The organism is Streptomyces sp. NPDC090022 (assembly GCF_044748145.1).
GTDB lineage: Bacteria > Actinomycetota > Actinomycetes > Streptomycetales > Streptomycetaceae > Streptomyces.
The window spans coordinates 290173-303043 of sequence record NZ_JBIVFN010000003.1; the positions used below are offsets into that span (position 1 = coordinate 290173).

At 71.4% G+C, this 12871-nt stretch carries 10 protein-coding genes and 1 pseudogene; 7 read left to right on the forward strand and 4 right to left on the reverse strand.

Annotation, left to right across the window (positions count from 1 at the left end; genetic code table 11):
• The first annotated feature begins 79 nt into the window (after nt 1-79).
• Both ACIPXB_RS09175 and ACIPXB_RS09180 read left to right on the forward strand, forming a co-directional pair.
• Complete coding sequence (locus ACIPXB_RS09175; protein ID WP_401446589.1) at nt 80-2014, forward strand: APC family permease; 1935 nt, start codon at nt 80-82, stop codon at nt 2012-2014.
• Between the two features lie 211 nt (nt 2015-2225).
• Nucleotides 2226-3203, forward strand: a complete 978-nt coding sequence (locus ACIPXB_RS09180) for a tyrosine-type recombinase/integrase (RefSeq protein WP_401446591.1) — start codon at nt 2226-2228, stop codon at nt 3201-3203.
• 41 nt (nt 3204-3244) lie between these two features.
• On the opposite strand, the gene ACIPXB_RS09185 is transcribed toward ACIPXB_RS09180, so the two are convergent.
• Together ACIPXB_RS09185 and ACIPXB_RS09190 are read right to left on the reverse strand one after the other, a co-directional pair.
• Entirely contained in the window at nt 3245-3988 is a 744-nt protein-coding gene (locus ACIPXB_RS09185) for a hypothetical protein (protein WP_401446594.1), read from the reverse strand.
• A 437-nt stretch (nt 3989-4425) separates the two neighbouring features.
• Nucleotides 4426-7482 (reverse strand): Tn3 family transposase, encoded by a 3057-nt coding sequence (locus tag ACIPXB_RS09190; RefSeq protein ID WP_401446597.1) that lies wholly within the window; start codon nt 7480-7482, stop codon nt 4426-4428.
• 233 nt (nt 7483-7715) lie between these two features.
• On the opposite strand from ACIPXB_RS09190, the gene ACIPXB_RS09195 reads away from it, so the two are divergent.
• Nucleotides 7716-8279, forward strand: a complete 564-nt coding sequence (locus ACIPXB_RS09195; protein WP_401446600.1) for a TetR/AcrR family transcriptional regulator — start codon at nt 7716-7718, stop codon at nt 8277-8279.
• Between the two features lie 16 nt (nt 8280-8295).
• Here the strand turns inward: ACIPXB_RS09195 and ACIPXB_RS09200 are convergent.
• Nucleotides 8296-8646: pseudogene (locus ACIPXB_RS09200) on the reverse strand (response regulator transcription factor); the annotation flags it as partial.
• Between the two features lie 227 nt (nt 8647-8873).
• Between ACIPXB_RS09200 and ACIPXB_RS09205 the strand changes: the two are divergent.
• Together ACIPXB_RS09205 and ACIPXB_RS09210 are read left to right on the forward strand one after the other, a co-directional pair.
• Nucleotides 8874-10142: a beta-ketoacyl-[acyl-carrier-protein] synthase family protein gene (locus ACIPXB_RS09205; RefSeq protein ID WP_401446602.1), complete on the forward strand. Its 1269-nt coding sequence runs from the start codon at nt 8874-8876 to the stop codon at nt 10140-10142.
• On the forward strand, nt 10139-11056 hold the full coding sequence (locus ACIPXB_RS09210) for an MBL fold metallo-hydrolase (protein WP_401446605.1): 918 nt from the start codon (nt 10139-10141) through the stop codon (nt 11054-11056). The genes ACIPXB_RS09205 and ACIPXB_RS09210 overlap by 4 nt, the downstream gene beginning before the upstream one ends.
• Before the next feature lie 4 nt (nt 11057-11060).
• Here the strand turns inward: ACIPXB_RS09210 and ACIPXB_RS09215 are convergent, their stop codons facing one another.
• Nucleotides 11061-11513 carry a nuclear transport factor 2 family protein gene (locus ACIPXB_RS09215; protein ID WP_401446608.1) on the reverse strand — a complete coding sequence of 151 codons (453 nt, stop codon included), beginning with the start codon at nt 11511-11513 and terminating at the stop codon, nt 11061-11063.
• Nucleotides 11514-11667: 154 nt separating this feature from the next.
• On the opposite strand from ACIPXB_RS09215, the gene ACIPXB_RS09220 reads away from it, so the two are divergent.
• Entirely contained in the window at nt 11668-12519 is an 852-nt protein-coding gene (locus tag ACIPXB_RS09220) for an aromatase/cyclase (protein WP_401446611.1), read from the forward strand.
• Nucleotides 12520-12595: 76 nt separating this feature from the next.
• Entirely contained in the window at nt 12596-12838 is a 243-nt protein-coding gene (locus tag ACIPXB_RS09225; protein ID WP_401446614.1) for a helix-turn-helix domain-containing protein, read from the forward strand.
• The last annotated feature ends 33 nt before the right edge of the window (nt 12839-12871 follow it).

Genomic DNA, 12871 nt, shown 5'->3' on the forward strand with positions numbered 1-12871 from the left:
ACGGAGGGGGCCGCCGCTCGGCGCGGGCCGGCGGGTGTCACAGCGGAGGATCCGGGCGATTCCGGTCGATCATGCCTGAATGAGGCGCATCAACGTCAAGCGCGTGCTGGTCGGGGAGCCGCTGGACACGGCCCGCCTGGGCGAGACCCTGCTGCCCAAACGGCTCGCCCTGCCCATCTTCTGCAGCGATCCGCTCTCCTCGGTGGCCTACGCCACCGAGGAGATCCTGCTGATCCTCGCCCTCGGCGGCGTCGCCCTGCTCCACCTCACCTGGTACGCGGCCGCCGCCATCGTCTTCCTGCTCGTGGTGGTCGTCGCCTCCTACCGGCAGACCTGCTACGCCTATCCGGGCGGCGGGGGCGCGTACATCGTCAGTTCCGAGAACCTGGGCCAGAACGCCGCGCTGACCGCCGCGAGCGCCCTGCTCGTCGACTACGTCCTCACCGTCGCCGTCTCCGTCGTCTCCGGCGTCGCCGCCATCACTTCGGCGATCCCGGCCCTGGAGGACCACGCGGTCGGCCTGTCGGCCGCCTTCGTGGCCGTCCTGACGCTGATGAACCTGCGCGGCGTACGCGAGTCCGGCCGTGTCTTCGCCCTCCCCACCTACGGGTTCATCCTGGTCATCTACCTGATGTTCGCCGTCGCCGCGGTGCGGATCGCCGGCGGCGCGACCATCCGCGCCGAGTCCGCCGACCTGCCCCTGCACGCCGTGAGCAGTTACACCGGCTTCGCCGTCGTCCTGCTCGCGATGCGCGCCTTCGCCTCCGGCTGCACGGCGCTGACGGGCGTCGAGGCGATCAGCAACGGCGTACCGGCCTTCCGCAGGCCCAAGAGCCGCAACGCCGCCACCACGCTGGCGATGATGGGTTTCTTCTCCATCACCATGTTCGCCGGCATCACGACCCTGGCCATGGTCTACCAGGTGCACGTCGCCGAGGACCCCACCGAGCTCGGCCTCGCCCCCGGCACCCCCACCTCCACCGCGCTCGCGCAGATCGGCCGGGCCACCTTCGGCGACCTCCACTTCCTCTTCTACCTGCTCCAGGCGGTCACCGCCGGGGTGCTGATCCTCGCCGCGAACACCGCCTTCAACGGCTTCCCGACGCTCGCCTCGATCCTGGCCCGGGACCGGTACGCGCCGCGCCAGCTCTACAACCGCGGCGACCGGCTGGTCTACTCCAACGGCGTGCTGCTCCTCGCCCTCGCCGCCGTCGCCCTGATCGTCGCCTTCGACGCCGAGCTGACCCGGCTCATCCAGCTCTACATCATCGGCGTCTTCGTCTCCTTCACCCTCTCCCAGTCCGGCATGGTCCGGCACTGGGGCCGGGAGCTGGCCTCGCCCGGCACGCCCCGCGGGGAGCGGGTGCACATCCACCGCCGGCGCGCCATCAACGCCGTCGGCGCGGCCATGACCGCCGTGGTCCTGGTCGTCGTCCTGGTCACCAAGTTCACGCACGGCGCCTGGCTGGTGGTCATCGCCATGCCGCTGCTCTTCCTCGGCATGAAGGGCGTACGGCGCCACTACGACACGGTGGCACAGCAGGTCGCCGTACCGTCCGGCGTCAGGCCGCGCAAACCCGTCCGGCACCACGTGCTGGTGCTCGTGGCCGCCGTCCACGCGCCGACGCTCAAGGCGCTGGGCTTCGCACAGGCGCTGCGCCCCGACAGCCTCACGGCCCTCACCGTCGCCGCCGACGAGGAGGAGGCGCACCGGCTGCGGCAGGCCTGGGCGGACCACGACCCGGGCGTCAGCTTGAGGATCCTGCACTCGCCGTACCGCGAGGTGGTGGCGCCGGTCCTGGCACAGGTCGACGAGCTGGCGGAGGAGGATCCGGAGGCGATGCTGTCGGTGGTGATCCCCGAGTACGTGGTGGGCCACTGGTGGGAGCAGCCGCTGCACAACCAGAACGCGCTGCGGCTCAAGGCGCGGCTGCTGTTCACGCCCGGGGTCGCGGTCATCGACGTGCCGTACCTGCTGGAGTCGGCGCGGGACGGGTCCGCCGCCGGGTCGTAGCTCTCGGGGGTTGAGGAACATCCATGTCAGATCGTGCGCTAAGCCGACGTCGGCCCTGGTGGGTGGCTGACGGAGCGTCGGCAGCCGGACCCGTCTGAAGTCCTTCCGCAGATAACGCCCTATTATCCGTGGCATCGCTGATCGCGACCTGCGGCGACGTTCACGGGACCGTGCGCGAAGCGACCCCGTTATCTGCGACAAGGAGGAGACCGTGCCCGCGGTCGTGCAGCTGCCCGCCGGGAAGGCATTGACCGTCCGCACGGCGGCGGACGTGTTCCTCGACTCGCTCGACAACCCGAACACCCTCCGCTCGTACGGCATCGGTGTCGGCAAGACCGCCGAACGCCTCGGCGAGGCCCGTCCGCTCGCCAGCGTGGCGGACGACGAGATCGGCGAGGCCCTCGAACTGCTGTGGGGCACTGCCGCGGTCAACACGTGGAACGCCCGCCGGGCCTCCGTGCTGTCGTGGCTGGGCTGGTGTGCCGAGCGTGGCTATGACGGCCCGGCGGTTCCGGCCTGGGTGAAGCGGCTCACCCCGCCGGACTCCGAGACCCCCTCTCGTTCGAAGATGGCGGTCGACCGGCTGATCGCCCGCCGGGACGTCCATCTGCGGGAGAAGACGCTGTGGCGGATGCTCTACGAGACCTGTGCGCGAGCGGAGGAGATCCTCGGCGTCAACATCGAGGAACTGGACCTGGCCGGGCGCCGGGCCCCGGTGAAGGCGAAGGGGGCCCGGCCGCGTACCCGCCGCCGGGGCGCCCCGCGCGAGGAGTTCGTGCTGGAGACCGTGTTCTGGGACGCCGGCACCGCCCGCCTGCTGCCCCGGCTGATCAAGGGCCGTACCCGGGGACCGGTGTTCGTCACCCACCGCAAGCCGGGCCCCGGCAAGGTCCTCAGCTCCCGTGACGTCTGCCCGGACACCGGGCTGGTGCGGTTGTCGTACGGGCAGGCCCGCGCCCTGCTCGACACCCACACAGCCATCGGCGGGGTACCGGGTACGGGCTGGGACCTTCACGAGTACCGGCACTCCGGCCTTACCCATCTTGGCGAGGCCGGGGCCAGCTTGCCGATGCTGATGGCGAAGTCCCGGCACAAGAAGCCGGAGAACGTACGGCGCTACTTCCACCCCTCGGCGGAGGCGATCGCCGAGGTCACCAGCCTGCTCGCTCCCGGCGGCAGCAAGCGCTGAAGCGTGCTCGTCGGCGGCCTGCCAGGGGCCCGTGCGGGGAATCAGTGGCCCATTGAGGTGAGCTTGTCTCGCAGCGTCTTCAATTCCTTCGAGACGGTGACATCAGGGATGCTCATGAGGCGGTCCACCAGCGCGGCGTTCTCGTCCAAGCAAGTGGGGATGTCGATGTTCTTGATGACCCACGTGTCGCCATCGGGGTAGAACTCAGCATCGCCTCCTGTGTCGACCACGGCGATGGGGCCGACAGTGGTCTTGGTCCCGTCGTGCTCGAAGACGATGTCTACCACTCCGTACCACGGGTTCTCCCATCCGTGGTTCTCTGGCCCCATGGTGAGGGTCAGGCGATCGAGCTTGTTGTCCTCGACCGTGAAGCTGATGTCCTTCGACTGCTCATAAGGCGTCTTCGGCAGCTTGTCAGGCAGGGGGAAGTCGTAATTCATGGAGATCGCCAGTTCGCCTCCGATCTGATGGCACCCCGGCAGGGCTCCGGCCTCACGAACCCGCAGCGTAGCTTTGGTGATCAGAGACGGACCAGGGGCTCGGTTCTCAAACGTGATGTCCAGATGCGGGCCCCGTAGATCCGTGAGAGCCTCTTGTCCCTCATCGGTCTGCTCCTTGCCGTCGATGCCCTCCTTGATGTAGGCGGCGATCCTCGCGACCTTGAGATTGGGCTGGCGTGCCGCTTCCGACACGCCCGTGCTTGCTTGTACATCTCCGCTCTTCGCCTGCGACTGCCCTGACTCGGAGGAGTCGTTGCCGTAATAGATCGCGAGAGCGATGCCCACGACGGTGGCGACCAGGGTCAGCAGGCCGATGAGGTTGGGCTTGTGCCTCCATCTCGATTCCGGATCGCTGGCAGGTGCAGACGGGGTGCCGCTCGCCGAAGGCGCGGTCGGCGCCCCTGCCGAGGCCGGCAGGGTGGCCGACGAACCGGCTGGCGTTGATGCTGTCCCCGGCGGCGTGGTGGAGAGAGTCGGAGGGGACTGTGGAGCCGGTGCGGGGGCCCCTGGTGCCCCCTGCGCGCCTGGTGCGGCAGCAGGGGGCACCTGAGCACCCGCTCCATTGGCCGCAGAGCTTCCGCTCGCATTTCCGCCGGTGGTGCCTGAAGAGTTCGGCATACGTAATCCTCCTAGCCACGTGGCCCAAGTCCCGGTGCGGAGAGGAAGATTATCGAGGATCTCGTGTGCCGATCGGAAACCTCCGAGACCGCTGCTCCTCGGTGTTATTCGTCGTCGGTGGCGTCCGGGTCGCGTAGCGGACGCAGGCCGCCAGGCAGATCGGGAAGCTGGAAGGAATACCTGCCGAGCATGTTGATGTGATGGCGCACGAACGGGGAGAGGCGGGCCACGTCCTCGTCGCGGACGTCGAAGCCGTCCGCCCGGAGCTGCTTCACCGCGGCGTCCATGTACCGGGTGTTGAACAGCACCAGGGCGTTGAGGACCAGGCCCAGGGCGCCGATCTGGTCTTCCATGCCGTCCTGGTAGCGCTGGTAGAGCTGCCCCTGCCTGCCGTGGAAGATCTTCCGGGCGAGGGAGTGGCGGCCTTCCTGGAGGTTCGCCTGGCTCTTGATCTGCCTGCGGTAGCCGGGCTCGTCGGCCAGGCGCAGGATGTGCAGGGTCTTGGAGATCCGCCCGTAGTGGGCGATCGCGTCGCCGAGCGGGGTGGGGCGGCCGTCGCGGGACAGCATCCGGATCACGTCGTATGCGCGCACGGCGCCGGTGTGGATGGAGCCGATGATCCGAAGGATGTCCTCCCAGTGCCGTTCGATCCTAGCGAGGTCGACCCTGCCGCGGGCCGCTTCCTGGAAGGCGCCGTAGTCGGCCGCGCGGTCGACGCGCCACATCTTTTGATCCGGCAGGTCAGCGAGCTGCGGCGCGTACGCGAACCCGGCCAGGGTCAACAGACCGAAGACGATGTCGGAATACGAGGCGGTGTCGGTGACGATCATCTCCGGCCGCTTGCCGCCGTCGCGGTCGTAGAGAACGTCCAGCACGTACAGCGAGTCGCGCGGGGTGCCGGCCACCACCTTCCCTCCCAGCCCCGCCGCCTGGTCGTTGATCATGTTCAGCCAGGTGGCGCCGCCCCGGCGCCCGAAATACTTGGGGTTCGGCCGCGCGTACACCGATGGCACGGGAACGACGAACCGCATGCCGTCCACCGAGGCGACCAGGCCGCCGCCCCACGCCTGCGCGAGCGGGATGGCCGCCTGGTAGTCGATCAGCGTGGCGTTCGCGGCCCGATACGTCGCCAGCCGCAGATACGTCTGGTCGACATGGGACAGGCGCCCGTACTTCAGCGCGTCCGCCGCCCCGATGACCGGGGTGTAGCCGACGTTGCAGCTGTGCGCGACCAAGAGCGCGGCAATCGTCACATGCAGGTCCTTCAGCCTCGCCTCGCCGCCGGTGACCGAGGTGAACGCCTGGTCGGCGCCGGTCCACGAGAACACCTCCAACAGGGCCTCCGGCAGATCGACACGGGGCAGCATCGCCTCCACCGCCTCACGCAGGTTCCGCAGGGAGGCCGGTTCGGGCTCGGGCTCCAGGGCGGCGAAGTGCAGGCGGCCGTCGTCGTCGAACACGATCTGGGAGTTCGCCGGCACCCGCGCGGCGACCTCGCGGTAGGTGCCGTCCAACAGCGCGGCCCGAGCCGCCAGGTGCTCCCCCGCCTCGGCGGGCAGGTTGAGCGAGGCGAGCACGGTCGGCTTGGCCTGCTCCCACGCTTCCCCGTCCAGCAGCTTCGCCCTCGGGTCGCCCCACTTGGAGGAGTTCTTCGCGAACACCTGCTTGCTCCGCAGCATCCGGTGCACCTGCTCCAGCACGCAGAACGCGTACGCCTTCCAGTCGACCGTGCCCGGCTCCAGGTGCGGCGCGGATAGCACCAGGCGCCGCCACGACCCGGTGAGCAGGCCGGTATCGATCTCCGCCGGGCCGACCTTCTTGCGGCCCATCAGGTCCGGCAGCGACTTCAACGCCTTCAGGACCGGCAGGCCCTCCGGCGTGGCGCCGAAGTCGACCACCGTCACCAGCAGCTTGAGGAACGGCCGTACGGTGCCGAACCGGGTGACCAGCTGGGCCCGCCATGCCTCGTCCGCGTCCGAGTCGAGCGGCGGCGTCAGCTCGAACAGCGCAGCGATCGCCGCCGCCAGCTCGTGCCGGGGCACCACCTGCTCGATCCGCTCCCACATCGCGTCCAGGGTCTCCACCTCGGGCGGGCTGATCTCCCCGGTGTCGGTGTCGACCTGCTCGCTGGTGGTGTCGAACACGATCTGGAACGCGGCGGCCAGCTTCGCCGACGCCCGCTCCACCCGTGGCAGGGTCTTCAGCTTCTCCTTCACCGTCTCCCGCTCCGCGCGGGCCAGCAGCTTCGTCGCGATCAGCACCTCCAGGAGGTCCAAGGCGTCATCGACCGCCCGGGACGTCAGGTAGACCGCGGTGGCCAGCAGCGTGGCCAGACGCCGGGAGTCACCGTGCCGCTTGAGCAGTGTCGCCTTGCCGTCGACCCCGTACCGGGACAGCTCCGCCAGCCGCCGCGGCGGTATCCCCGACACGTCCACGTCCCCCATGCCCAGCGCGGCGATCTCCTCGACCCGCTCCAGCGCCCACCGCATCTGCGGCCCGGAGATCCGCATCGGCCCCCTGCGCAGCCGGTCCAGTTCCGACACCCGGGCCCCGGGCGGCACCGCCAGCAGCGAGTCCAGCACCGCCCGCTGACCGGTGCTCAGCAGCCCATAGAGGGTGTCCCACAGCCGGTTGTTCGCCGCCTCCCGCACCGTGCCCACCAGCCGGGCCAACCGCGTCACGCCAGGCAGCAGCACCCGCCGTTCACGCAGCCAGCCGGACGCCGCGTCGAACAGCGCCTTCGGCCCGTCCCCGGTCGTCCAGGCCCGCGCGTCCAGCCACTCCGCCAGTTCGTCCCGCACCTCGGCGAAGTCCCGCCAGCCTCCGGCCTCCTGGATCTCCCCGGCGTGCATACGGGCCGTCCCGTCCCGCTCGCCGTACTCCTTCAGCGCCGAAGGGTCGGCAATTCCGAGCTGTTCGGCCAGGTACGCGGCCACCTCCGCTGGCACCTGCCGTGGGTCCGGCATGAACCGCCCCAAGTAGCGCACGCTCGTCAGCTGGACCGCGAACCCGAGCCGGTTGTGCGCACGCCGCTTGGCCTGCACATTCTCTCGGTCCGCATCGTCTAGGAAGAAGAACCGCTCCAACTCCGCCCGAGACGGCGCCCCGTAGAACGACCCGTACCGCGCCGCCTGCTCATCCGTCAGGAACTCGACCGCCAAACCACGGCCCTCCGAAGATCGACAACATCGACCCGCGAAGGCTCCGCCGTACGATCAGCCCAGGTCAAAGCGGAGTTCGGAACCGCGAGCGCTTAGCGCACGATCTGACACAGATGTTCCTCAACCCCCCTCTCCGGGCCGGGCGGGCGCACACGACGTACGTGGGGCGGGTGCACACGAAGCACTTGGGGCGGGGTGCACACGAACCACTTCAGGTGCAGTACTCTCGGTCCATGCGCCAGAACCCCGAGCGCCGCGCCGCGCTGCTCGACGCCGCCATCGAAGTCCTCGCCCGCGAAGGCTCGCGCGGCCTGACGCTGCGCGCGGTGGACGCGGAGGCGGGCGTACCGACCGGCACCGCCTCCAACTACTTCCGCAACCGCGACCAGCTCCTCGTACAGATCCTGCACCGCACCCAAGAGCGCCTGGTCCCCGACCCGGCCACGCTGACCGGGCCGCTGGACACCGCCACCCTGCTGCGCGACCTGCTGGCCCGGATGCGGCGCGAACGCAGCGTGCACATCGCCATGCTGGAACTGCGTCTGGAGGGCACCCGGCGGCCCGGACTCCAGGCCGAACTGACCGGGTTCCAGTCCCTGGAGCTGGCGGCGACCGTCCGCTTCCACCTGGACGCCGGGCTGCCGGGGGACGCCGACGGCGTCGTCCTGCTCCACCTCGCCATGCTCGGCCTGATCGTGGACGACCTCACCGCCCCGGCCCTGCTCGACCCCTACCCGGTCGACCGCCTGATCGACACGATGGCCGAACGCCTGCTGCCGGAGAAGCCCGCGCCGTGACCGGCAACGGCCGCCGTCACGACCCCGTGCCCTCGCCCGCGTCGTGCACCAGCAGGGCGATCTGGACCCGGTTGTTCATCTCCAGCCTCGTCAGGATCCGCGAGACGTGGGTCTTCACCGTCGGCAACGAGAGGTACAGCTCACGGGCGATCTCCGCGTTGGAGCGGCCCCGGCCCACCGCCAGGGCGACCTCCCGCTCCCGGTCGGCCAGGAGCGCCAGCCGGGCCCGGGCCGACGCGGCGCGCGGGGCGGTCCCGGCCGGGTCATCCCCCGAGAGCCGGCGGATGAGCCGCCGCGTCACCGCCGGGGACAGGACCGGCTCGCCCGCCGCCACCTTCCGCAGCGCCGTCACGATCTCCAGCGGCGGGCGGCCTGCTCCACGAGTGGTTCGGCTGGATCCGCTTCATGGGCTTCCTGCGTTTCCTCGCCCCCGAGGGCTACGAGGTCTACAGCTACCTGGTGATGGTCGTCCTCGGGATCGCGGTGAGCGCCGCGGCCACCCGGCGCCGCTGAGACGTTCGAGCGTTCCTCCACCGTCCTCGGGGACGCTTCGGATGCGTCAGGCGGACAACCGGACAACCGTGAGGACAGCCGATGAGACGGGTCGTGATCACCGGGATCGGAGTGGTGGCCCCGGGCGGGATCGGGGTCAAGGACTTCTGGGCCCTGCTGACCGCCGGGCGGACCGCCACCCGTGGCATCACCCTCTTCGACGCCGCCTCCTACCGCTCCCGGATCGCCGCCGAGGCCGACTTCGACCCGGCCGCGCACGGCATCGGCGCCGAGCAGGCTGGCCGGCTGGACCGGGCCGCGCAGTTCGCCGTCGCCGCCGCCCGCGAGGCGCTCGCCGACAGCGGGCTGTCCGGCGCCGGCGCCGCCCCGCACCGCACCGGGGTCACCCTCGGCAGCGCGGTCGGCTGCACCACCGGGCTCGACACCCAGTACCCGCTGGTCAGCGAGCTCGGCGCGCGCTGGAGCGTGGACCACACCCGGGCCGCCGCCCAGCTCTTCGACTACTTCGTCCCCAGCTCCATGGCCGCCGAGGTGGCCCGTACGGCCGGCGCCGAAGGGCCGGTGGCACTGGTCTCCACCGGCTGCACCTCGGGCCTGGACTCGCTCGGGCACGCCGTCGAACTCGTCCGTGAGGGCAGCGCCGACATCATGGTCGCCGGCGCCACCGAGGCACCGATCTCGCCCATCACGGTGGCCTGCTTCGACGCGATCAAGGCCACCAGCCCGCGCAACGACGACCCCGCCACCGCCTCCCGCCCCTTCGACCGCACCCGCAACGGCTTCGTCCTCGGGGAGGGGGCCGCCGTCGTCGTCCTGGAGGAGCTCCAGCACGCCCGGCGCCGCGGCGCGCACGTCTACGCCGAGATCTCCGGCTTCGCCTCGCGCAGCAACGCCTACCACATGACCGGGCTGAAGACCGACGGCGCGGAGATGGCCGCCGCCATCCGCGCCGCCCTCGACGAGGCCCGCCTGGACCGCTCCGCCGTCGACTACATCAACGCCCACGGCTCGGGCACCAAGCAGAACGACAAGCACGAGACCACCGCCTTCAAACGGAGCCTGGGCGAACGCGCGCGGCAGGTGCCGGTCAGCTCCATCAAGTCGATGATCGGGCACTCCCTCGGCGCGATCGGCGCCCTGGAGGTCGCCGCCTGCGCCCTGGCCATCGAGCACAACACCGTGCCGCCCACCGCCAACCTGCACGAGCCCGACCCCGACTGCGACCTCGACTACACCCCGCTGACCGCCCGCGAGCACCGCACCGACACCGTGCTCACCGTCGGCAGCGGCTTCGGCGGCTTCCAGAGCGCCATGGTCCTCACCCGCCCGCACCTGGGCACGGCCGCGTGAGCGCGCCCGCACCCGAGGGCCGGCTGACCGAGGTCGCCGACGGGGTGCACGCCTTCGTCCAGCCCCACGGCGGCTGGTGCCTGAACAACGCCGGCCTGGTCGTCGGCGCGGGCGGCGCCTGCGCCCTGGTGGACACCGCCGCCACCGAGAGCCGCGCCCGGCGCTTGCGGGAGCTGGTGCTGGCCCGCGCCGGACGGCCCCCGCGCACCCTGGTCAACACCCACTTCCACGGCGACCACACCTTCGGCAACAGCCACTTCCCCGAAGCCGTGGTCGTCGCCCACGAGAGCGCCCGCGCCGAGATGATCGCGACCGGCCTGCAACTGACCGGCCTGTGGCCCGACGTGTGCTGGGGCGAGCTCGAAGTGGCCCTGCCCGAGCTCACGTTCACCGACACCCTGACCCTGCACACCGGCGGGGTCCGCATCGAACTGCTCCACCTGGGCCCCGCGGCGCACACCACCAACGACACCGTGGTGTGGCTGCCCGAGCAGCGGGTCCTGTTCACCGGGGACCTGGTGATGTCCGGCATCACCCCGTTCTGCGTGATGGGCTCGGTCGCCGGCTCCCTCGACGCCATGCACCGGCTGCGCGCCCTCGACCCGCTCGTCGTGGTCCCCGGCCACGGCCCCGTCGGCGGCCCCGAGCTGATCGACGCCAACGAGGACTACTTCCGCTGGCTGCGGGCACTGGCCCGGGACGGCGTCCAGGCCCGGCTCACCCCGCTGGGCCTGGCCCGGGCGATGGGCCCGGGCCCGTACGCCGGACTCCTCGACGCGGAGCGGCTCGTACCGAACCTGCACCGGGCCTACGCCGAGGAGCACGGCGCGGCACCCGGCCGGCCGCTGGACATCCCCGCGCTGTTCCAGGAGATGGCCGACTACCACGGGGGCCTGCCGGCCTGTCACGCCTGAAGCGTCAGGGCAGGTCGTCGCGGGTCACCCGGCGCGCCGACACCCGCAGCATCCCGTCCGCGTCGCGCACCAGCACGTCCTCGCACACGCAGACCCGGTGCACCCGTGATGCGCCACCGATCTCGGAGGCGTAGACGATCGCGTAGCTGCGCACCCCCACCGTGCCGTCCGGACGCGGCCGGACGTCCAGCATCCCCAGGAAGTGCCGGTGCCGCTCGCCCGCCGCGGCCAGCGCCGCCCGCGCCCCGTACGCCGACGCCACCAGCCCGGCGCGCCCGCGCACCGGCTCGGGCAGCGTCGGCACGTCGAAGACGGCGTCCTCGGTGAACGTCAGCGCCCAGGCCTCCGCCTCGCCCAGGTCCAGACGCTGCATCTGGTACGCGTAGAACTGCTGCACCTCCGCGTGCAGCGCGGCGGACCACACTGCGCCGGGGGCGCTCGCCGTCTCCGTCGTCATCCCGAACCTCTCCTCCCGTCGGCCCTCACCGTCGTCCGCACTGTCCCCGCCGGCGATCGCGCGCCCTTCGAAGACGCCTCAAGCCGGGCCCCAGCGCCCGGCCGGACGCTTGGGGGGACACCCCGCGCCCGCCCCTGAGAAAGGTCCGCCCACCGTGCCCACCGAACAGGTCCACCGCACCTCCCACCAGGTCACGGCCGACGCCCCGGCCGCCACCGTGTACGGGCTGCTCGCGGACGCCGAGCGGTGGCCACTGCTGTTCCCGCCCACCGTGCACGTCCGCCGCCTCGACACCCGCGACGGCGGCGACGGCTCCCGCGTGGAGCGCCTGGCGATCTGGGCCACCGCCAACGGCACCCTCAAGCACTGGACCTCCCGCCGCGCCCTCGACCCCGCCGCCCGCCGCATCGGATTCCGCCAGGAGACCCCGGCGCCGCCGCTGCGCTCCATGGGCGGTACCTGGATCGTCGACGCGCTCGGCGCGGACCGCTCCCGCGTCACCCTGCTGCACGACTTCACGGTCGTCGACGACCGCCCCGACGACGTCGCCTGGGTGCTGCGCGCCACCGACACCAACAGCCGGTCCGAACTCGGCCGGCTGGCCGCCCTCGCCAGCCGCCCCCGCCGGCTCGACGGGATGCTGTTCACCTTCGCCGACTCCCTCCGCTTCCGGGCCCCGGCGGTCACCGTCCTGGACCACCTCGACCACGCCGCCCTGTGGCCGGGAGCGGCGCCGACCGTCGCGCTGCGGCTGCCGGAGACCGGCGAGGTCGTCTTCAAGACCCCCGAGCCGCCCGCCCCCCTCTCGGTGCACACCGGCGGCTGGACCGTCGACGCGGACGGCCCCGACGGGGTCGTGGTGACCGTGCGCCAGCAGGTGGTCCTGCGCGCGGAGGACGACGTACCGCGGGCGCGGCAGGACGTACGGGAGGAAGCCGGCCGGGTCGCCCGGACGGCCCTGACGCGGCTGCGCGACCGGAACGAGCTGATCCCGTCCTCGGCATGACGTGCGCGGGCCGCGCGCGTCACCGGAACGGAATCCAGGGTTTGACGGGCCCCGGAACGGAGCAGGGGGACTCACCATGGCCACCGATCACACGCACAAGGACAGCGCACCCACGCTGATCGGCTCCGTCCAGCGGGCACTGCGCCTGGTGGAGGCGATGTACGCCGAGGGCGGCGCGACCGCCAAACGGCTGTCGCGGATCACGGGCATCCCGCTGCCGACCGTCTACCACCTGCTGCGCACCCTGAGCCACGAGGGCTACGTCCTGCGGGAGGGCGGTTCGTTCCGCTTGTCCGATCATCTCCCCTTGGCCTCGTGAAACAGGCCAACCATGTGATCACATTCGCGCATG